The sequence below is a fragment of the Peribacillus sp. NPDC094092 genome (assembly GCF_050279365.1).
In the GTDB taxonomy this organism is placed as follows: Bacteria; Bacillota; Bacilli; order Bacillales; family DSM-1321; genus Peribacillus.
In genome coordinates, this window is sequence record NZ_JBNNUC010000008.1 from 29045 (window position 1) to 51638 (window position 22594).

Genomic DNA, 22594 nt, shown 5'->3' on the forward strand with positions numbered 1-22594 from the left:
ACAGGTCATATTTGCACCAGAACTCTCTATCTTATATTTGGGTATTTCCGCTCTCCTCCCAACTATCAAGTGGATGTCTTTTTAAGAAAGCACTTTTGTTTGTTCTTTTTTCCCCATAATACTTGTACTATGTGGAGCTTGTACTTTTGTATTCGGGTCAATGTATACTTTTGCATTGCTGACGGCTGTAGGTGCTTCTCCAAATCCGCTAGCAATTAGCTTCACTTTCCCAGCATATGTGCAAATATCACCAGCAGCATAAATGCCTTCTACATTTGTTTCCATTCTTGAATTCACCACGATTGAATTCTTTTCAATTTCTAAGCCCCAGCCTTTTATAGGTCCAAGTGATGAGACGAATCCGTACGTTACTAACAAATCATCCACATCTAACACTTTCTTTTCCCCACCATTCGCTTTTTTCAAAACAACTTGCTCAACTTGTTCCTCTCCAATTAGCTCTGTCAGGACAAATGGTGTGAGAATATCCACACTTGAATTCTTCAAAAGCTCTTCACTATGTTCATGCGCGCGGAATTTATCTCTCCGATGCACAAGCGTGACTTTTGTTGCAATTGGTTCAAGCATAAGGGCCCAGTCAACAGCTGAATCACCACCGCCAAAAATAATTACCTGTTTATCTTTATATTGACTCAAGTCATTCACAAAGTAATGGAGATTTTTACTCTCGTACTTTTCAGCCCCTTCTATTTGCAGCTTACGTGGCTGGAAAGCTCCATTACCAGCGGTAATAATGATCGTTTTTGAATAATGTATTTCAGTATTTGTCGTGATTTTAAATATACCATCTTCTTGCTTCTCAACTTCTTTAACGGCTTGCTCTAGACAGATTACGGGTTCAAATATTTCCATTTGTGTTGTTAAATTTTTAATTAACTCCTGAGCACGTACCTTAGGGAATCCTGCAATATCATAAATAAACTTTTCAGGATATAATGCGGAAAGCTGACCACCTAATTGTGGAAGGCTTTCAATTACCTTTACAGATGCTTGACGCATTCCCGCATAAAAAGCCGTGAATAACCCGACTGGGCCACCCCCAATAATTGTAATATCAAACACTTTATTTGTTCCTTGCATAATAATAGCCTCCAACTTCCATATAATAAATTTTAATATTCTGATAATTTTATCGATTAAATTTTTCTTACATGATCATCAAACGTCTCAAGCGGCATCGCTTCTAATTCATCGAATGAAAACATGGGGGCTGGATTTTTGAACATTTTTGTAATATACAGCAGAAAAATAAAGCCAGCCATATTCCAGATAGCCCCCAATATCAACGCCTGAACATCCATGTTGTACCACATGATAGCTAAAAAGCTTACCCCTATTAAGGGTGAAATCAAATACATAAAGGTCTCTTTTATCGATCTCTTTTTATTTCTTATATAGTAGTAAACAAATACAGATAGATTAACAAATGTGAATGCTGTAAATGCACCAAAGCTAATTAGTGATGCAGCAGTAACTAAGTCAAAAAACACTGCCGTTAAAGCAACTATCCCAGATATCACTATATTATATATAGGGATACCAGACTGAGGCGTGACATATCCAAAGATTTTTCGGGGAAGTACATTATCTCTCCCCATTGCGTACAATAGACGCGAAATACTTAATTGCGCTGCAATTCCTCCTGAGATATTACTCACAATAATCGTTCCTAAAAAAATCGAAGCGAACAACATTCCACCAATTTGTGGTGCGATCTCTCCAGCAGCAGCCTCAGGATCTGAAAATATAGACATGTCTGGATAGTTCACTTGCAAGAAATAAGTAATAATCGTGTAAGTTATTCCAATATAGACAGCCAAAGATATCATAGCCTTTGGTATCGTCTTAGTAGGATTGATTGTTTCCTCAGCTAAAGTACTCATCGCATCAAAGCCAATAAAAGAATACGCTAAAATAGTCACCCCAGCTAGTACGGCTGAAGAAGTTAGATTAGCAGAATAAAGCGGTTCAAGTGAAAAAAACGGCCCTGCTCCCTCATTTATCATCATCTCTCTAATAAGTAATGCAACAAAAACAGCGGAAATTAAGATTTGCAATAAAACGAACACTGAGCTAAACGATACAGCAACCTTGACATTAAACATATTCGCTACACTGATTAATAATATAGGTAATACAACCCACAACCATCCTGGTACGCCTGGAAAATAAGCTGACATATATATTTTTATCGCTAAAGCATAAACCATAGGAAGAAAGAGGTAATCGCATAAGGCAGACCATCCGACAAGAAATCCAACATTAGGATGAAAGGCCTTTTGAACATAAGTGTAAGCTGAACCGGCACTTGGAAATGCTTTTACCATGTGAACGTAAGATAGTACTGTAAAAAGTGTTGCGAACATAGCAAAGATATAAACTAAGGGAACATGTCCCTTTGTAGCAAGGGACGCTATTCCAAAAGTATCGAAAACGGTCGAAGGTGTCAATAAAGCTAATCCAAGTACAAAAACATGAATAAACTTTAATCGTCTTTTAAGTTCGTTTTTATTATCCATCGATTTCTAAATCCTCTCCAATGCTTTCAAAACTAGGCCATGAAAGTGATGAACGCCATGTTCACTTATTGATGTTCGCTCATTATCAACTACATAACGTCCATCAACATATCCCTTTGAACGAAGACCGCGCTGAACACTTTCGACTAAAGTGATGTCTTCTGGTGTCAATACTTCATCTTGATACTTAATATTTTCTAATCCCTCTTCTGAAGGCTCTTTCGTTAAATAGTAAAATTCCAAGTATTCAATGGAAGACTCAGGACCATTTGGTTCAATATACATGACAATTAACCCTGCTTCTCCAGGCATAATATCAATAGCTAAAGTTGGCCACAACCAATAAGATAAATAAGTTTCTATTTCCTCATCATTTGCTTCAGCATTAGCATTGCAAACCAATTTTCCTTTGCTATTGCTCGTTTGCGAAATGTAATAATCATGTGTATTGACTTTATAGCTCTTCATATCTATCAGCTCAATAAACTGAGGGTGTGCCACTTGACAATGATGACATTCAAGATAGTTGTCAATAACATTCTTCCAATTCGCCTTAATATCATACTTAATCCTATGTGACAAAGTTAAGCCATCTAATTGAGGTATATTAGAACGAATTTCCTCTTCAAGTCCAGGCATCATTTCCTGTAATGATTTTGCTTCTGGATCAAGATTAACAAAAATGAAATTTAAAAATACTTCTATTCGAACGGGAGTCAAACATGATTCATCATGATTGAAATTTTTGATTTGATCAACAGCACGCCCACGGTTAAATTGACCATCTAAACGAAAAGTCCATGCATGATAAGGACAAGTGATCACAGTTTTTTTCCCTTCACCTTCTAACAATTCATGCCCTCTATGCGGACACACATTATAAAAGCCTCTAATAACGTTATCTTTCCCTTTAACAACCATGATATTTTGATCAAATATCTGAAAAGTAAAATATTTACCTGGAACATCTACTTTCTCTATATGTCCTGCATAGATCCAATTTTTATAAAAAACCTTTTCCTTATCCATTCTATGAGCTTCTTCACTTGTATAATAGTCGGATGGTAATGTATAAGATTCCTGTGCGTCTACCTTATAACGATGGGGCATTTCTACTTTCATACTTTTCACCTTCTTATATATTTTTTCAATCGCATGTTGAATTAAAAGTTTTTAAAGTTCCAATAGTTAAATTCGAAATAACATCCCTTAAATAGTTTCTTACTATATAAGCGAATAGGAAGGAAAAGTGCCCTTTTTTATAAAAGATGCACTTCCTAGTTTCGGGTTCTACTAGTTTGGAAACCAGCCGACCGGATGAACATCAAGATTGATATTAATTTGTTTAATTTCTTGAAAGTCTTCGAGTCCGTACTTTCCAAGACTACGGCCAATTCCGCTTTGTTTATAACCGCCCCATGGTGCTTCCACATAAGTTGGATGGTAAGAATTTACCCAAGTGATACCTGCACGTACTCTTTTGATCACGCGCAAGGCTTTTGCCCCATCGCCTGAAAATACAGCGCCTGCTAGTCCAAAATCAGTGTCATTTGCAAGCTGGATTGCTTCTGCTTCATCTTTAAACTTTTGAATTGTAACAACAGGACCGAAAATTTCCTCCTGAACGATACGCATATTAGATGTCACATTCGTAAAGACCGTCGGCTCAATAAAAAACCCTTTATCTAGACCGTTTGTCATTAAGCGATTTCCGCCAAGTGCGAGGGTAGCGCCTTCCTGTTGGCCAATTTCAATATAATTTAAAATGGCATTCATTTGCTGTTCGCTTGCGATTGCCCCCACTTGTGAATCTTCAGCCATTCCTGGTCCGACTTTAATTTGTTTTGCGCGCTCAACGTATCGTTCCACAAATTGATCATAAATACTTTCTTCTACAAGAACTCGGCTTCCTGAGGAACAGACTTGGCCAGCGCCAAAGAAAATACCAAATAATGCGTAATCCACCGCTGTTTCAAAATCAGCATCAGCAAAAATTATGTTTGGTGATTTGCCACCGAGTTCAAGTGAAATTTTCTTTAAGTTTCCTGAAGCCGCTTTCATAATTTCCCGACCTACTTCTGTGCTTCCCGTAAACGAAACGACGTCTACATCTTTGCTTTCAGCAATTGTTTGACCGACGATGGAACCTTTACCCATCACAAGGTTCATCACCCCCTTAGGTATACCTACTTCTTCAATGATTTCAACTAGTTTCATTGCTGAAATAGGTGTCGCTTCAGCCGGTTTATATACAATCGTGTTCCCTGCGGCAAGCGCCGGTGCTATTTTCCACACACTCATTAAAAGCGGAAAATTCCAAGGAACGATTAGCCCAGCAACTCCGACAGGCTCACGTACGACCAATGCTTGAACATTTTCAGGTACTTGATACGTTTCACCTTCTGGAGCCAAAATCAAACCTGCATAATAACGGAAACACGTGGCAGCATCAGCTACATCAAATTCCGCTTCCGCTTTTAGTTTTCCGTTATCCATTACTTCAAGCTCTACGAGTTCATCGTATCTTTCTTCAATTTTGTCAGCGATTTTGTTTAAATACTGAGCACGATCATGTGTCGTTAAGCCGGACCAGACGCCGCTCACAAACGCCGCTTGTGCAGCTTCGATTGCTTCCTCTGTTTCTTCCTTAGAAGCCCTCGGTGCATTTGCAATGACTTCTTGCGTAGCCGGGTTGATAACGATGTTCATTTGATCACTTTTTGCCGGTTTCCATTCTCCATTAATAAACATTTTAAGTTCTAGTATTGAAGTTTTTATTGGCATGAGTTCTCCTCCTAAATTTTTTTTACTCATACTTGGTTGATGCAATTAATATGCCAAATGTGAACTATTCAAAAAACCTTTATATACAGTGAATAACGATTACATTTTAGTAGACAAGAGGTGTCATAAATGACAATTTGTTCAAAAATGACTAATATCCATTTCTGATTGATTTCTATTAACTAAGAAGAACCCAGTAAAAATTGATTTGTTAGTTTCAGTTGTTGACGCCTATACCGACTGAGTAGTAAAATTAGTCAAAACATTCTGACTACATCAGGAGTGAAAAGATTTTGATTAAAAAAAGAAGCACAGAGCATAAGATTTTTGAAGCAGTTTACTATTTAGTAAAAACAAAAGGAATATCAAAAATGACAATGGAAGCAGTGGCTGAAAAGGCAGAGATAAGCAAAGGAGTTTTACTCCATCATTTCCCAGCAAAAGAGTTATTGATTGAGGGTATGATGAAACAACTGTTTGATGAATATGATCATGATTTTAATCTGGAATATGAAAACGATAATGAATCTGGCGGACGAACCCGCTCTTATATTAAAACCACCTTCCTTAAGCATGATCAGGAAGAAAACGAGTTGGTTATGGCTCTACTTGCTGCTCTTGTAAACAATCCTGATCTTCTAAACCCTGTTAAAGAATATTATGAGATTTGGCAACAACAATTGGTAACAGATCAAATTAACCCAGTTATGTCTACGATTGTGCGATTAACAACCGATGGATTGTGGTTTTCAGAAATTTTCGGTTTGGCGCCCATCGATAAATCATTACGTGAGCAAGTCTATGATACTCTTATGATTCTTAGTAAAAAAGGAAAAGAAAAACCAAAGGAAATAACAAATTACAAATTGAAACAAGACTTAACCTCTACACTTGTTTCACAAAACGAACATATGAATGAGATCCTCAAAATGCTAAAAAAAATTTCTTCCTTTGATACAACAGTCATTCTATATGGAGAATCAGGCACGGGGAAGGGACTTTTAGCTAGATATATTCATCAAAATAGCTTACGAACAAAAGGGCCGTTCATAGTAATTAATTGTGCAGCGCTACCAGAAAGTTTACTAGAATCAGAGCTGTTTGGTTATATAGATGGGGCTTTCACTGGTGCAAATAAAACAGGGAAAAAAGGCTTAATAGAAGCAGCAAATAATGGAACTTTATTTTTAGATGAAATCGGAGAGTTATCTCTAAGTATACAAGCGAAATTATTACAAGTTCTTCAGGATCGAGAATTTACGCCTATTGGGGAAACAAAGTCAAGGAAGGTTAATATACGTATTATTGCTGCCACTAATCGAAATTTATGGGAAATGGTCAAAACAAATCAGTTTAGGGAGGATCTTTACTATAGATTAAATGTTATAGATATAAAAGTTCCGCCATTAAGAGAACGGAAAGATGATATTGTACCTTTAACCAATTACTTCCTTCGAAAGTTTAATGATAAATATAATGTTGAACGGCATTTTTCCAATGATGTTTATCCCTATTTGTATGAATACGCCTGGCCAGGGAATGTAAGAGAGCTCGAAAATCTGATTGAAAAATTGGTTGTTATTTCTGATGATATAATCAATATCGATCATATACCGGATAGTTTGTATGGACACCATTATCATGATGCTCCAAAATCCATCTTTACTTCCTTTGACAAGTCATTAGAAGAATTCGAAGGAAAATTAGTAATGGATGCATATCATAGATTTAAAAATTATAGGAAAGTAGCTGAATTTCTTAAAATTAGTCAATCAAAAGCTGCAAGATTAATTAGAAAATATTCTGCATCCAGTTAATGAATGACACCCCTTACCATTCGTTCCACTTTTTAGTAACTTTTAACCAAAGTAAGTGATTATTCTACTAGAATACATTACTGATGAAAAGGTTAGAACTACCTTAAAGACTTGAGATATTCGTATCCAAGTCTTTCCTCATGTATGCAGACGTCTCCCTTACACAATTACTAAATAAAGCTGCAGACTTCTCTGGCGTGGAGCATGTCGGCAATCAAACCTTGCGAAAAACGTTTGGCTATTGGTTTTACAAAGCCGCGAAGGATATTGTCATGCTCAGGGGTCCGCCAACATTTCGCGGAAAACATACGAAAAGACATTTTTTAGAATGAAAAAGCAAGCTTTCTTGAAGGTTTTCTATAACCAAAAGAAAAATCAAAAACAAATAACCGAAATAGCATTAATAATCGTTAATAGTATAGATTCACAGCTAATAACCATTGTTTTCTACAATATTTTCCTTTGTGTATGTTTTCCTCGTTTTGCTGGTAGGACCCATGACGCTACCCCCTATAAGTGAATAAAAATCCCGATTTTGATGAATCTATTTCAAAATCGGGATTTTTTTATTTATGGAATCAACCAAGATTCCTATATTTCTAGTTCTATCTTGTCACAAAAAGTCCACAGTCGTCGTATCTATGGAATTTCAGTATGTCAAGTTTCATTGATTTCTTGCACCAGAACCCTTTCTAGGAGCCCCTCAGAAAACGAAACAATATTATCGAACTTTTATTTCTATGCCTTCCATTTGCTCTAATGAGGGAAGGCTTTCCCAATCGCCTTTTCCTTGAATAATATATGCCCCCATCTTATTACCTCGTTCAAGTGCCTTTTCAAGGTTATTAGCATCCAGTCCGTCTACGCCAATAGAAAGAAATCCAGCTGCATAAGCATCCCCTGCACCAACTGTATCAACTACTTTTTCTACTTTTTCCCCCGATACTTTAACTGTTGTACCATCCTTTAACATACCAAGTGAGCCTTCAGAACCGAGTTTCATTGCTACAACTTGCGGTCCAAGCTGAAGAGCTTTTCTCGCTAAATTTTCAGGGCTTCCCTTTCCAAGTAGAAACTCTGCCTCGTCTATTCCCGGCATAAATATATCACACAAAGAAATTAATTCTACAAGCGCTTTTTTAGCCTTTTCTTCATTCCATAATTTAAAACGCATATTCGGGTCAAAAGAGACTGTTAACCCTAAGGATTTCGCCATTCTCATACACGCAATAGTAAAATCTAACGTTTTCTCTCCAAGAGCCGGAGTTATACCAGTCATGTGCAAATGACCGGCATTTTCGAACCAATGTTCTTGAACATGTTCCGGCCCCCACTTACTTGAAGGAGAACCTTTCCTATAATAGTAGACACATGGTTCCCCTACTTTATAAATTTCCTTAAAATAAATGGAAGTGGGGTTGATCTCATCTCGTTCTACTTTTGAGATATCAACATTTTCCCCGGCTAGTGTAGCCTTGATCACATCGCCAAATGGATCTTTGCCTAAACGCCCAATCCAACGTGCTTGCTTTCCAAGACGGGTAAGGCCAATTGCTACATTCGATTCCGCTCCTCCGATGGTTTTTGAATACAAAGATGAATACATTAATGGCTTTTCCTCTAATGGTTGAAAAAGGAGCATCGTTTCTCCAATTGTTACTACATCCATTATAATCTACTACTTTCTTGATTTACTGCTGTTACGTATTTTCTAGCAAGGTTGGTCAAATCATCAAAACGATTCTCTTCAATCAACTTTTTATCTACTAAGCTGCTGCCAAGACCAACACCAAGAACACCAGCCTCAAAGAAAGTTTTTATATTTTGAAGATTGACTCCACCCGTTGCAATAATCGGAATAGCGTCTAGTGGACCTTTAACATCCTTGATATAATCGATGCCAAGCAGTCCAGCAGGGAATAATTTAACAGCTTCTGCTCCGGCTTCCCAAGCCCGTACCATTTCAGAGGGAGTCATCACGCCCGGCCAAATAACAACTCCTTGATCGATACTGTAAGAAACAACTTCTTCATCTAGATTCGGAGTGATTAAGAAATCCGCCCCTGCAGAAATCGCTTCTTTGGCCATTTGTAAATTTAAAACGGTTCCTGCGCCGACTATCATTTTATTACTAAATAGACTCTTCCAGCGGTTGATAGCTTGTAATGCCCCTTCACTGTTCATTGTAACTTCAATTAGCCTAATACCACCCCGGTTCAATGCTTTTGCTGTTTCATCAAGCTTTTTTTCAGGAACATTGCGAAGAATCGCAATAATTTTTTCTTTATTTAATGCTTCTAGTATAGTCATTCAAACACTCCTAACATTTCAATAAATGTAATTTGGCACACTCACTAACTACCATTATTCAATCTCAACAATCATTTCAATTTCAACTGGAGTATTAAAAGGCAATTCATTAGATGAAATGGCAGAACGTGCGTGTTTTCCTTTTTCACCAAATACTTCTTCTAATAATTCTGATGCCCCATTAATTACATATGGTTGTTCAACAAAACCATCAGCAGAGTTAACAAAAGCTAACAACTTTACAACTTGCTTAATCCGATTAAGATCCCCAATATGTTCTTTTAGTACAGCCAAGAGATTAATCATAACTTGACGTGAAGCTTCATACCCCTGTTCAACAGTAAGATCACTTCCTACTTTGCCCTCATACATTAACTTTCCATTAATTCGGCAATCTGCACCAGAAGTGTATACAAGATTTCCAACGGTCTTTGCTGGAACGTATACAGCCGCAGGTGATGGAGCTTTTCCTAATTCAATTCCTAGTTCTTTAAGTTTTTTTTCAATGTTAGCCATAATCGCATCTCCTCTTTATTAATTTAATGTTTACAACATGAACATGAATCTAACAGTCGCGTTCGAGTGGATCGAACCATTTGACCGTTTGATGAAAAAAGATTCCTTTTATGATCAATTGTTTTGATTCCATTTACAATAACGTAAGAAATTCCCTCAGGATATTGTATTGGATCCTGATAGTTTGATATATCTTTTATTTTTTTGTAGTCAAAAACAGTGAGATCCGCATGATAGCCCGGAGAAAGTAACCCTCTTTTTCCTAATGAGAATCGTTGCACCGGAAATGAGGTTACCTTTCGGACGGCTTCTTCCAATGATAATACCCTGTCTTCGCGTACATATTTAGCAAACAGCCTTGGAAATGTTCCAAACGTACGTGGGTGGGGTTTACCAGTTTCACAACCTAGACTATCAGATATAATGAGTGATTTATCCCACTTAATGACTTGCTCCACATCTGAACTTGACATATGGTAATAAACAATCCCGATATTCCCACTTTCTTCAAGAAGTAAATCAAGGGTTGTATCAATTGGATCTTTGCCTAATTCCATACTAATATCTAAGATGCTGCGTCCCTCAAATTGTTTATTAATAGAAATAGATGAAACAATCACATTCTGCCAGCCTGTCGATACGACTAAGTTATCCCAATCTTCTTGTTCCTCACTTACTTCTTTTTTAATTCGTTCACGAGTAGAAGCATTTCGAATGCGGTCTAAACAGTCAGAAATACCACCTTCAAGCGACCATGGAGGAAGTAAGGTTGTAAGTGTAGTTGAACCGGCATCATATGGATAAACATCACAAGTTATATCCATACCTCTTGCACGTGCATCTTCAATAAGATCAATAGCCTTCATGACATCACCCCAGTTTCGTTTACCAGCAGCTTTAAGGTGACTAACATGTAAAGAAACTCCACTCTTCTCCGCAATCCAAATGACTTCCTTGACTGAAGGAATTAAGTTATTCCCTTCTCCACGAATATGTGTGGACAAAAGTCCATTGTATTTAGGTAAAACACTACATAACTCTACTATCTCCTCTTTAGCAGCATATCTACCAGGAGAATAGAGTAAACCGATCGATAAACCGATTGCACCTGCTTTCATCCCCTCATCAAGCAAATATTTCATCGCTTCCATTTCTTTTTTTGTGGCTGGTCTGTTATCAAACCCCATGACAGCAATACGTAAGGCACCATGTGCTACATATGTAGACACATTTTCTGAAAGATTTGCTTTTGACAATACGTCAATATATTCTTCTACTGTTTCCCATGGCCATGACCACGGAGTATCTCCAATTACCGGCTCAATATACTCTTTCAACAGCTTTTCGCGTTTTTTTATAAATGGAGCTGGAGCTAACCCACAATTTCCTACAACCTCTGTAGTCACTCCTTGTTGCAACTTAATATCGTAATTGGAATCTTTAAGCACTAGCAAGTCCGAATGAGAATGCCCATCAATGAATCCAGGGGTAACAATCTGGCCTTTCGCATCAATTACGTCCTTACTTTCTACATCTACAGTTCCAACGTGTGTGATGATCCCATCTTTTACACCCACACTTCCAAAAAACCATGGATTTCCGGTTCCATCTACGATACGGCCATTTTTAATCACAAGATCAAGCATTTATCTCTCCCCCTTTATTGTAATTTGCCGCGTGCCAAAACAGCGTATCTTTCACAATCACCATATTGATCTATAATTGACACTTCATTATGGAGATTGACAGTACTACAAATATGATTAGGGATAATCTGAAGCACATCACCTACGCGTATATTCGCATCTCCTTCGATGTGTAGCATTCCGTGTTCTTCTGTCACCCTTTCAAGAGTGACATTAGGATGTCCAACAATTTTGCCAAATCCTTTTAAGAGTAGAGGTGGCTGGTTAGGCTGCACATCTGTTGCAAATGTTTTACTCCCCCCATCAATAATCGCTAAATCGTGAGACGGCCTGCTTACAACCGTTACATGAACAGTTGCTGCACATTCTTCCTCGGCACAGCTTCCGTACTTTTCCTGCATTGCATCATAAAAGATGTATGTCCCCGGTCTAATTTCTGTAACACCGGCGACTTCTGCAGCAAACTCAGATGTAGGAGTAGACCCTACACTTACATCACGAATATCGATACCCTCTCTATTCATTTGTTCTGCTAAAGTCACCATTACCTTACCTTCCTCTATTCCCGCTTCTTTAAGCTGAAGCGTCGTTTTTCCATTTAATACTGGTCCCCTAAACGTATAAATCCCTGTTAAATGAAGATTGGGAAGAACCATGATTTTTTTCGCAAGTTCAAGTGCCTCATTATATAAAACACCCGTTCTACGTAATCCCGTATCAACCTCTAATCGAACCTCTAATTTAATTTTTGACTGCGATGCGAACTTCGATAACAGGTTTGCTCCTTGTAGACAATCTGTTGCTACAATAAGTCGAATACGCTTACTTAATTCAATGGCTTTTTTTATCTTTTTTTCAGTTACTAAAGGATAGGCGATAAATATATCAGTAATTCCATAATCAGCCATCACCTCAGCCTCTGATACTTTTGCCACCGTTATTCCTACCGCTCCGGCTTTGAGTTGCTCTTTTGCTATGTAAGGAATTTTATGTGTTTTGATATGAGGCCGTAAGCTAACTTTATTACTACTCGATACATCAGCCATTTTCTTAATATTATTCATAAGTTTAGACCGATCAATAATTATTGTAGGTGTATCCACTGTAAGTCCCCCTATAATACCCGGAATTTTCAGACAAAGAAGCTAATAATAAAACATAAAACAAATCCAACACATCCAATTATAGTTTCTGTTACGGTCCATGACATCAATGTTTGCTTTTCTGTCAACCCAAAGTATTTACCGACCATCCAGAATGCTCCATCGTTGAAGTGAGATAATACTGTTGCTCCTGAAGCAATCGTTACCACGATTAATGCTAACATGGGTTGAGATAAGTCCATTTGTTGAATAGCTGGCAACATTAAACTTGACGTAGTGACCATGGTAACCGTTGCAGAACCTAAAGCAACTCTAATAGCAGCAGAAATTAGAAAAGCCGTAATGATAAGGGAACCTCCGCCAAAATCCGACATCACATCTCCTATAATCTTACTTGTACCCGTATCAATAAGTATCTGTTTAAAAATACCTCCAGCACCGATAATTAATAATATTCCTCCGATTGGTTCAAATGCTTTTGTAGTAATCGATTGGAGATCAGTATTTGAAAATCCCCTTTTCTTTCCAAGTACAAATAGTGTCAATAATACTGCAATCGTCAATACAATAATTGGGCTTCCAAGAAACTGCAATACGACGTATCCACCACTACCCTCAGCAAAGAATAGATCGGCAAATGTACCGGATAACATTAATACAAGAGGAAGCAAAACAAGACTGATTATCAACAAAAATCCTGGTAATTCCTTTTTGTTATCAAATTTAGGAATTTCAACATTTTCAGGAAGTAAAAGAGGAATCTTTTTAGAAATAAACCTACCATAAAAAACCCCAGCAACAATAGCAGCAGGCAACCCAGTTAGAAATCCGAATAGTATTACCCAACCTGTATCAGCTCCTAAAATGGCAATCGTCGACACCGGTCCCGGATGTGGAGGGAAAAAGCTTTGAGTCACTGCTAAGCCGGATAAAAGTGGGAGTCCAAAATACAATATAGGTTTATTGGTTCGTCTAACAACTGAATACAATAAAGGAATAAGTACTACAAATCCTACCGTAAAAAAGACTGGAATTCCCACGAGAAAACCTGATAAAACAAACGCCCAATTCAGTCTTTTTTCTCCAAACTTATCAATTAACGTTGAAGCGATTCGTTCCGCTCCCCCAGATACATTCAGTATTTCACCGAACATCGCACCAAGACCGATAATTATTGATATTTGAGCGAGGGTTTCACCCATTCCTTTTTGTACAGATTCGACCACTTTAATTGGGTCAACACCTGCAAATAATCCAAGAAGTACACTAACAATCAATAACACGAGGAAAGGCTGCATCTTCTTTACCATTACTAAATAGAGTAGAACAACAATTGCTAGGACAAATAGTAGAATAAGAGTTGATGATGACATAGTTAAGCCTCCTTTATTTTCATATATATCCCGTCAACTTCAGATGAAGCTAGGGATAATAGGTAATGAGATACCGGATAACGCTTACATTTAACGATTGCATATTCTATGAATTTGATACCAGAACATATTGACTTTTTCTTCCTCGATATGTAAAAAATAATATAGTTTGTTCGTATATACGAACGTTGTTCGGAATTGTGTTTAAAAAAATTTCGACTTCTCTATTAAGTATTAATGAAAAGTCGATCGTTTCTATATCCAAGTCGCTTTGAAATCCCTAAAGCTGCCTCGACTAAGAATTCGGAATATTTATCCTTTTCATCATCCTTCATCCTTGTCGCCAACCCGGCAACACTTATTGCAGCAACTGGACGGTTGGATTCATCATAAACAGGTGCAGCTATACAAAAAACATCTTCTTCGTTTTCTCTATCATCAATGGAATAGCCTCTTTGGCGAATTTGGTTCAAGTTTTCAATAAGACTATCAAAACTTGTAATACTATTTGATGTTCTTTGGATAAATTCCGTATTGCCCATTAATTCTCTTACTTTGTCATCAGAATATCCCGCCAATATAGCCTTACCTAAGCCGGTTCTATACATGGGATTACGATTCCCTAACGTTGCAGTGGTTCTAATAGAGGAAGGAGCTTCCACTTTGTCTAAATAAACAACTTCACCATCAGACTCAATGGCTAAAAATGCTGTTTCACCCGTTTTGGTCATCAATGTTTCCAGGTAAGGTCTAGCCTCTTTATGCAAATCTGTATTATGCAGATAGGCCGCACCCACCTCGAATAATTTCAAACCTAATTTATAGGTCTTTAAGTGATCATCGACTTGAAGGAAACCTTTTTCAACCATAGTAGTTAAAATTTCAAAAGTACTGCTCTTAGGGACTTTTAATTCACGACTAATTTCTGATACGGTTAATGGCTGATCCTCTCTGGACAACAAAACCAATATATCCATAACTCGTGATGCTGATTTATTTAATTTTACATTGCTCATAACTCACACCTCCCTTGTTCACATATACAAACACTGTTCGGAATATTGTTTATTTGTATTTAGGGTACACTTTTTAAAATACATTTGTCAATAAAATTTTTACAGATTCCGTTAGGATATCAAAGTGAATCAGGAAAATATTGAATAGGCTCTAACCTAATTTTGCTATATGTGGAATTAAAGACGTAACCATCGTAAGTCTTTGTTTTTCTCTCATACAAATCATGTTAAATTTACTTTGATTCACAGGGAGCTCCTGACCCTCAGTTATTTTTATTTAAGTGTACAAATGGAGAGCCAATCATTAACTATAAATGATTAGCTCCTTTGTATGAAGATTTCTACATCATTAGAAAAAAACTAAATCTTGAATTAATGCCACCTATCTCATTTCTTTGAATCTATACCTTTTAGATGAGCTCTTTTTCGTTATGCTTCAGTTTTACTGCAGATATAGAATCAGATACAACTTCTATCATTTTATGAACCTCATGCTTATTAATAATTAAAGGAGGGGAAAATACAAGTGTATCTTGGCCTTCAAAAATAACCGATCTAAACAATAATCCTCTTTTTGCAGCTTCTTTTACAACCAAAGGTGCTAGAGGGTTATTCAACCTTTCATTTGTACGCTGACCTTTGCCTAATTCAATTGCTCCTAATAAACCTAGCCCTCGTACTTCTCCAACAATTTCTTGTTCTTGTTGAATCCACTTGAACCCCTTCAACATCTCTTCACCCATCAATCTAGCATTTTCAATCAAATTTTCTTCTTCAATAACTTGGATATTTCTTAAAGCGACCGCACATGCAGTTGGATGACCACTGTAAGTATACCCGTGAAGAAACGTATCCGAAGAAAGCTCAATTAGATCTTTATGAATTTTTTTACTTATTACCACACCACCTAATTGTGCATATCCACTTGTAACCCCTTTTGCAATACTCATAATATCAGGCGTAACACCAAAATGTTCCATCCCGAAGTATTTCCCTGTTCTTCCAAATCCAGTTATAACCTCGTCTGCAATAAATAGAATTCCATACTTATCACATACGTTTCTACATTCTTTAAAATAATCCACAGGAGGAACATGCACCCCTCCAGACCCTTGAACAGGTTCCGAAATAAATGCAGCAATAGTTTCAGGTCCTTCTTTTTCAATTAAATCGACAAGTGCTTCTATTGATTGATCTTCTACATGGAAAAAGTCTGGAGAAAAAGTGTTTGAAAAATCCCGAAATGGTTTTAGACCTGTAGCATTAGTGGCTCCCATTGCTAAACCATGGTAGGATTTTTTCCTGGATATAATCTTCTTTCGGTCTTTTTCGCCTTTCAATATCCAATAATGTCGTACTAGTTTAATAGCTGTATCATTTGATTCCGATCCTCCAGAAGTGAAAAAAGTCGTATTCAAATCACCTGGTGTGATTTGAGAAATTTTCTCTGCTAATTTAATAACAGGCTCATTACTAAATGTATTAAAGCATGAGCTATATGCTAACTTTGACATTTGTTCCGCTGCAGCTTCTACTATTTCATTTCTGCCATGTCCTATATTCACATTCCAAAGTGACGACATTCCATCCATAACTTTATTCCCAAATATATCATAAAGATAAATACCTTTTCCTTCAGAAAAAATAAAAGCAGGACCATCTTCTTGTTGTTGTTTTATCGAGGATGTAGGATGTAGAAAGTGTTTTTTATCTAACTCGGCCAACTCTTGAAATCTATTTTTATTACTCATAAGATTAACACCCTTTCTATCAAAAATTTGCTTATTAATATTAATGGTATTACTGGTATTACCACTTAAGAAAGTTCTCTACTGTTTTTGTTTATTTGTCAACACATTACCTAATCTCGAATAATTGTAGTAATCAATTTAATTTCCAGAAAATCGTCAAGACAATCTGGACCGCCCTCTCTCCCGATGCCACTTTCTTTTATTCCACCGAAAGATCCTTCTACTTGCGAGAGTACTGTATCATTAACCCCTACCATACCGTATTCTAATGCCTCAGAAACTCTAACAGAACGAGAAAGATTCTCTGTAAATATATATGCCGCCAGACCATAGTCTGTATTATTCGCTTTTTTAATTACTTCTTCCTCAATTTCAAAGCTAAATATAGGAGCCACGGGACCAAATGTTTCATGATTAGCAATTAACATTTGTTCATTTACACAATCTAAGACTGTAGGTTCATAAAAATAACCATTTTTGTGATGATCTTTATCAGAAACCTTCCCTCCAACTACTAAGGTGGCCCCTTTTTGCAGAGCATCCTCTACATGTTTTTTTACTTTGTCTAACCCAATTTTATTCACCACTGGTCCAACATCCATATTTTCATCTATTCCATAACCCATTTTTAGAGATTGGACTTTTTCCTTAAATAAATTAATAAATGTATCTTTAATAGACTCCTGTACATAAATTCTATTAGGACATACACAAGTTTGCCCTGTATTGTTAAATTTGCTCCTAACTACTTGATTCACTGTACTCTCTAAATCACAGTCTTCAAAAACAATAATTGGTGCATGTCCGCCAAGTTCCATAGAAACTCGTTTAACTTGGTTAGCTGCTTTTTTATATAAAAGTTTTCCCACTTCTGTTGAACCAGTAAAAGTAATCTTCCTAATTCGTTTATCTTTTAAAAGGACATCTCCTATTTCCTTTGGATTTCCAATCACAAGATTAATAACTCCCTTAGGAACTCCAGCCTTCACTGCTAGTTTAAAAAGTTCAATAGCAGATATAGGGGTTTGTTCGGCTGGTTTTAATACGACTGTGCAACCTGCAGCAAGTGCGGGTGCCAATTTTCTAGCCACCATTGAAAGAGGAAAATTCCAAGGTGTGATTGCTGCAACCGGTCCAACTGATTGACGTATAATGGAAAGACGTTTTTGCTTTTCAGATGATTGTATCGTTTGACCGTAAATTCTCCGTGCTTCTTCAGCATTCCAACGAAAATGTTCAGCAGCAATCTGCACTTCATTACGTGCCTGAACAATAGGTTTTCCCATTTCATTTGTAATGAACGACGCAAAATGATCTTCATTTTCCAACAAAAGGTAGCAGAGTCTCAATAAAATATCCGCTCTAGCTTTAGGAGTCTCTTTTGACCAACTCAAATAAGCATTACAAGCAGCATCTATTGCTTCCTTTGTCTCAACCATGTTTCCGGAAGCGACTTGCCCCACAACATTTCCATTTGCTGGATTTATCACTTCGATAAATTGATTGGAAATTGAATCCTTCCACTTCCCATTTATAAAAAGCTGATATTTTTTTGGGGACTTTAATATTTCCATTTTTAGACCTCCCGTTACAGCTTAGCACTATTACAACATCACTTATTTTCATATCATACATAGCCATTCATTTGGGTATGAAAGGCCATGTATGACGTTATTCTTGCTCATATTTAATGAATTATCAGGAATTTGTTACCATATCTACTACTGTAATTTTTTTATTTAGATTAATAATTTTTGGGCTTGTTTCTTTTTTTGAACCCTTACCTTTTCCCAATCGACACACCAATCTGAGCAAAATAAGGCTGGTACTTCATGGATATTTAATGTCTCAATTCCATTTTCATAAACTAATTTTCCACAAACTGAACATTTTTCATATTTTTCTACATAATAACCATTACTCGAGAATTTCATCAAATCATCTCCTCATTATTAAAAGCGTTAATATTCAGGATTTTTAATAGATTGATAAGGCTGCTTCTTCGGACACAAAACCATCCTTAATATCCTCTTCCAGTTTACTTCTATCTCTATCACATGGATCTCCATATCCGCCACCACCAGGTGTAACAATCTTTACTCTATCTCCCTTTTTCACTGTAAGATTGGAGAATTTACTTGAAGAAACCTTTCCATAAGCTTCTTTTACATTTTTCCATTCACTCTCTCCATTTTTCATCACGAGCGTTGCACCTAGTCCACCTTCTTGACCGTTAAATAATCCAAACGGCGCTATTTGATGTCGATCTGACATTTGGCTTACAGTTATTTCTTTTGCCACACATTTTAAAACCTTTTCAGCACCCAATCCACCACGATACTTTCCAGGGCCGCCGGAATCTTGATTTAAATTAAAAGATTCTATAAGCCATGGAAACCTCGTTTCAAAAACTTCAGTTGGTGTCGTACGACAATTTCCGTTTATCGAGTCAACCATATTATTCCCATCAGCATATGGGCGCGCACCCCATCCTACAGCTTCTAAATCATAGCAAACATAGTATTCATCATAGTCATCGTGATGCCCTCCAAATACAAAGTTTAGATGAGTACCACCTTCACAAGCCATGACCTTCTCTGGAATTGCCTTTGAGAAAGCACCTATAATAGCTAACGCTATTCTTGGATGTGTTTCTGTATTCCCCCCTACTTCCGGTGCTGGGAAATCAACATTTACTACTGTTCCTGGAGGGGCTACTACTTTAATTGGTCTAAAACATCCAGAATTCTTTGGAATTTCAGGGTCTGTAATATGCAATAAGGCATTATAAGCTGCTGAAACAGATACACCATAAGTAGCATTAATCGGTCCACGTGCCTGTGGTGAAGTTCCCGTATAGTCTACAATCACTTCTTCATCATCCACATACACATTTGCTTTAATCGTAAAAGTCTTATCTTCAATTCCATCATTTTCAATATAATCTTCAAAATCATAATAACCATTTGGAATTTCCTTTAATTCTGCACGCATACGACGTTCTGAGTAATCCAATAGATCATCTACTGTCTGTGTGAAGATTTCTTTACCATATTTAATGATTAGCTCTGATAATCTTGATTCACCCAAATTAACTGAACTGATTAACGCTCTTAAATCACCATAATTATGTCTCGGTGTCCTCACATTAGCTAGCATAATTTTCCATACTGCCTCATTGTCTTTTCCTTCGTTAATAATTTTCACAGGAGGTAATCTTATCCCTTCTTGAAATACTTCCGTTGCTTCTGCAGCAAAACCTCCTGGAACGATCCCACCAATCTCTGCTATATGTCCAATGGCCACCGCATAACCAACCACTTCCCCGTCTATAAAGATAGGTTTAAATAATGTATGTTCTGGAATATGTAACCCCCCTCTGTATGGATCATTATGAAGAATGACATCTCCAGGCTTCATTTCAGAAACAGGTATTTCTTTAATACAGTTATCAATTAAAACTGGCATACCACCAATCATTGCAGGGCAGTAATCAGCAACTGCTATTAATTCCCCTTTTGTATTTGCTAGACCACATGTAAAATCTAAAGCTTCATTAAAAATAGTAGAATAAGAGGTTTTCATGAGAGTAATTCCCATCTCACGGCAAATTGATATCATTGCAGAATTAATAATATTCATTGTCACATAATCCATTTATTAACACCCTTCCTTTGTTTTAATATGAAGATTTCCAAAGTCGTCAACTATTACGATATGATTAGGCCTAATTACTGTTGAAGATGCACTTTCCTCAATAATTGCCGGTCCATCAATTCTATGACCTGCTAATAGAGTATCTCGATCAAAAATAGCTGTTGCCAAAAATTCATCATCAAATCGAACTAAACGTTCATCTTTTGGAACTGCGATTCCTCCATTTGCTAAGTCAATATTTTTTAATTTTGCTTTCTCAGGTTTACTGATGACTGTAACCTTGTAGTTAACAACCTCCATCACTTCACCGTCAATTTTGAAGCCAAAGCGATCATTGTGCATTTCATGGAAAGTGTTCCAAATATGTTGAACATTATCTTCATTAATTTGTTCATAAGTAAAAGGTATATCTAATTCATAGTTTTGGCCTAAATACCTCATTTCAATGGATGTAATAACTTCAAGATTTTCTCTGTATCCTTGTGAAATTAAGTCATTCATACCGGTTTCTTTTAATTCTTGGAATACTCGATTTGCTCGATCAATTTCAAAAAACTTAGAGGTCATTTGGACAGTTCGCTGTAAATCCACTCGGGCATCACATTGGACAAAGCCAAACGCCGAAAATTGTCCTGGGTACACTGGAACAACACAATTTGGAATACCTGCTATATCAATAATGTCGCTTGCATGTACAGGGCCCGCTCCACCGAAACTGAGCATTGTAAAGTCACGTGGATCATATCCTTGTTCAATTAATACCATTCTTAATGCTCCAACCATATTGTTATTGGCGATCTTCACAATTGCCAGTGCAGTTTCTTCTACAGGCATTCCTATTTGTTCACTTAGTTTTTCTATAGCTTTATAAGCAGCATCATAATCAAGTTTCATTTTTCCACCAAGAAAATTTTGTGGATTTAAACGGCCTAATACTAAATTGGCATCCGTTACAGTCGGTCTCTCACCACCATTTCCATAACAAACTGGTCCTGGATGTGCCCCTGCACTTTCTGGTCCAACATTTAGCATTCCGCCTTTATCTATCGAAGCAATACTTCCGCCACCTGCACCAATTGTACGAATATCTATCATTGGTACTTGAATAGGGATTCCCCATTCAATTTCAAAATTCGTCGTAAATTGTTCTTCTCCGTTTACGATTACAGCAACATCTGTACTAGTTCCACCCATGTCAAGTGTGACAAGATTATCAATTCCACATAGATTTGCAATTGATTTTCCAGCTACAACTCCTCCAGTTGGACCAGAAACTGCAGTGTTAATCGGAGCTTGATCAGTAGCATCTATGGTCATAATTCCACCATTTGATTTCATGATTCCTACATTTTTAGTGATGTTCATTTCTTCAAAGTTTTCTTCTAACGTTTTCACATAGTTTGAAACAATCGGTTTAATATAGGCATCTGCAATAACTGTACTGCCTCTTTCGTATTCCTTCCATTTTGGAAGAACTTCATATGAAATCGAAACTGGTATTTCAGGTAGGTATTTTTTAAAGAGAGATTTTATTTGTTGTTCATGTGAGGGATTTACATAGGAGTATAGAGTGTTAATTGCAATAGAATCAATATCGCCTCTATTTCTAATTTCACTTGCGATTTGTTTTACTTCTTCTTCATTTATTTCCTGTAATACTTCGCCTTTATGAGTTAATCGCTCCGTTATCTCAAAACAATTCCTCCGTTTTACCAGTGGTTCAGGCTTAATCCAACTGATATCATAATGTTTTTTTCGATTACCCCGTTGAATAAATGGGACATCTTTAAATCCTTTTGTTGTAATAAATGCCACATTTCCCCCTTTTCTTTCTAAAATTGCATTTGTGGCAATGGTTGTGCCATGACGTATTTGACCTACACTTGTTAGATCATCAAAATTATTTAATCCAGTCAATAAACCATTAATAGGTTGTTTAGGAGTAGATAGATTTTTCCAAACTTCTACTTCTTGTGTTTCTGTGTTAAAAGATACAAAATCAGTAAATGTACCACCCATGTCGATGCCGCAAATGTACTTACTCATACATGTTCCTCCTCATTATTCTAACTATTTTAAAT

At 36.8% G+C, this 22594-nt stretch carries 17 protein-coding genes and 1 pseudogene; 2 read left to right on the forward strand and 16 right to left on the reverse strand.

Going from position 1 to position 22594, the window contains the following annotated elements:
* Positions 1-81 precede the first annotated feature (81 nt).
* From ACQKNS_RS24840 to ACQKNS_RS24855, 4 genes are all read right to left on the reverse strand, one after another.
* Entirely contained in the window at positions 82-1101 is a 1020-nt protein-coding gene (locus ACQKNS_RS24840) for an NAD(P)/FAD-dependent oxidoreductase (protein ID WP_427645909.1), read from the reverse strand.
* Positions 1102-1157: 56 nt separating this feature from the next.
* Positions 1158-2540: an APC family permease gene (locus tag ACQKNS_RS24845; protein ID WP_427645910.1), complete on the reverse strand. Its 1383-nt coding sequence runs from the start codon at positions 2538-2540 to the stop codon at positions 1158-1160.
* A 6-nt stretch (positions 2541-2546) separates the two neighbouring features.
* On the reverse strand, positions 2547-3662 hold the full coding sequence (locus tag ACQKNS_RS24850) for an aromatic ring-hydroxylating oxygenase subunit alpha (RefSeq protein ID WP_427645911.1): 1116 nt from the start codon (positions 3660-3662) through the stop codon (positions 2547-2549).
* Between the two features lie 171 nt (positions 3663-3833).
* A complete protein-coding gene (locus ACQKNS_RS24855) occupies positions 3834-5306 on the reverse strand; it encodes an aldehyde dehydrogenase family protein (RefSeq protein ID WP_427645977.1) in 1473 nt (490 codons plus the stop codon).
* A 311-nt stretch (positions 5307-5617) separates the two neighbouring features.
* Between ACQKNS_RS24855 and ACQKNS_RS24860 the strand changes: the two genes are divergently transcribed.
* Together ACQKNS_RS24860 and ACQKNS_RS24865 are read left to right on the forward strand one after the other, a co-directional pair.
* Positions 5618-7141, forward strand: coding sequence for a sigma 54-interacting transcriptional regulator (locus ACQKNS_RS24860; protein ID WP_427645912.1), 1524 nt, complete (start codon positions 5618-5620; stop codon positions 7139-7141).
* 170 nt (positions 7142-7311) lie between these two features.
* Positions 7312-7422 (forward strand): annotated as a pseudogene (locus ACQKNS_RS24865) (site-specific integrase); the annotation flags it as partial.
* Between the two features lie 440 nt (positions 7423-7862).
* Here ACQKNS_RS24865 and ACQKNS_RS24870 read toward each other — a convergent pair.
* The 12 genes from ACQKNS_RS24870 to ACQKNS_RS24925 all read right to left on the reverse strand — a co-directional run bounded on the left by ACQKNS_RS24870 (position 7863) and on the right by ACQKNS_RS24925 (position 22559).
* On the reverse strand, positions 7863-8810 hold the full coding sequence (locus ACQKNS_RS24870; protein ID WP_427645913.1) for a sugar kinase: 948 nt from the start codon (positions 8808-8810) through the stop codon (positions 7863-7865).
* Positions 8810-9451 (reverse strand): bifunctional 4-hydroxy-2-oxoglutarate aldolase/2-dehydro-3-deoxy-phosphogluconate aldolase, encoded by a 642-nt coding sequence (locus ACQKNS_RS24875; RefSeq protein WP_427645914.1) that lies wholly within the window; start codon positions 9449-9451, stop codon positions 8810-8812. Before ACQKNS_RS24875 ends, ACQKNS_RS24870 begins: the two co-directional genes overlap by 1 nt.
* A 54-nt stretch (positions 9452-9505) precedes the next feature.
* A complete protein-coding gene (locus ACQKNS_RS24880; protein ID WP_427645915.1) occupies positions 9506-9967 on the reverse strand; it encodes a RidA family protein in 462 nt (153 codons plus the stop codon).
* Positions 9968-9990: 23 nt separating this feature from the next.
* Positions 9991-11613 (reverse strand): N-acyl-D-amino-acid deacylase family protein, encoded by a 1623-nt coding sequence (locus tag ACQKNS_RS24885; RefSeq protein WP_427645916.1) that lies wholly within the window; start codon positions 11611-11613, stop codon positions 9991-9993.
* A gap of 14 nt (positions 11614-11627) precedes the next feature.
* Positions 11628-12716, reverse strand: a complete 1089-nt coding sequence (locus tag ACQKNS_RS24890; RefSeq protein ID WP_427645917.1) for an alanine racemase — start codon at positions 12714-12716, stop codon at positions 11628-11630.
* A 29-nt stretch (positions 12717-12745) separates the two neighbouring features.
* On the reverse strand, positions 12746-14089 hold the full coding sequence (locus tag ACQKNS_RS24895) for a gluconate:H+ symporter (RefSeq protein WP_427645918.1): 1344 nt from the start codon (positions 14087-14089) through the stop codon (positions 12746-12748).
* A 227-nt stretch (positions 14090-14316) separates the two neighbouring features.
* On the reverse strand, positions 14317-15105 hold the full coding sequence (locus ACQKNS_RS24900; RefSeq protein WP_427645919.1) for an IclR family transcriptional regulator: 789 nt from the start codon (positions 15103-15105) through the stop codon (positions 14317-14319).
* Between the two features lie 410 nt (positions 15106-15515).
* A complete protein-coding gene (locus tag ACQKNS_RS24905; RefSeq protein WP_427645920.1) occupies positions 15516-16856 on the reverse strand; it encodes an aspartate aminotransferase family protein in 1341 nt (446 codons plus the stop codon).
* A gap of 110 nt (positions 16857-16966) precedes the next feature.
* Positions 16967-18430: an NAD-dependent succinate-semialdehyde dehydrogenase gene (locus tag ACQKNS_RS24910; protein WP_427645921.1), complete on the reverse strand. Its 1464-nt coding sequence runs from the start codon at positions 18428-18430 to the stop codon at positions 16967-16969.
* 165 nt (positions 18431-18595) lie between these two features.
* Positions 18596-18790 carry a hypothetical protein gene (locus ACQKNS_RS24915; RefSeq protein WP_252281040.1) on the reverse strand — a complete coding sequence of 65 codons (195 nt, stop codon included), beginning with the start codon at positions 18788-18790 and terminating at the stop codon, positions 18596-18598.
* A gap of 43 nt (positions 18791-18833) precedes the next feature.
* Complete coding sequence (locus tag ACQKNS_RS24920) at positions 18834-20513, reverse strand: hydantoinase B/oxoprolinase family protein (RefSeq protein ID WP_427645922.1); 1680 nt, start codon at positions 20511-20513, stop codon at positions 18834-18836.
* A 3-nt stretch (positions 20514-20516) separates the two neighbouring features.
* Positions 20517-22559, reverse strand: coding sequence for a hydantoinase/oxoprolinase family protein (locus tag ACQKNS_RS24925; protein WP_427645923.1), 2043 nt, complete (start codon positions 22557-22559; stop codon positions 20517-20519).
* Positions 22560-22594 lie beyond the last annotated feature (35 nt).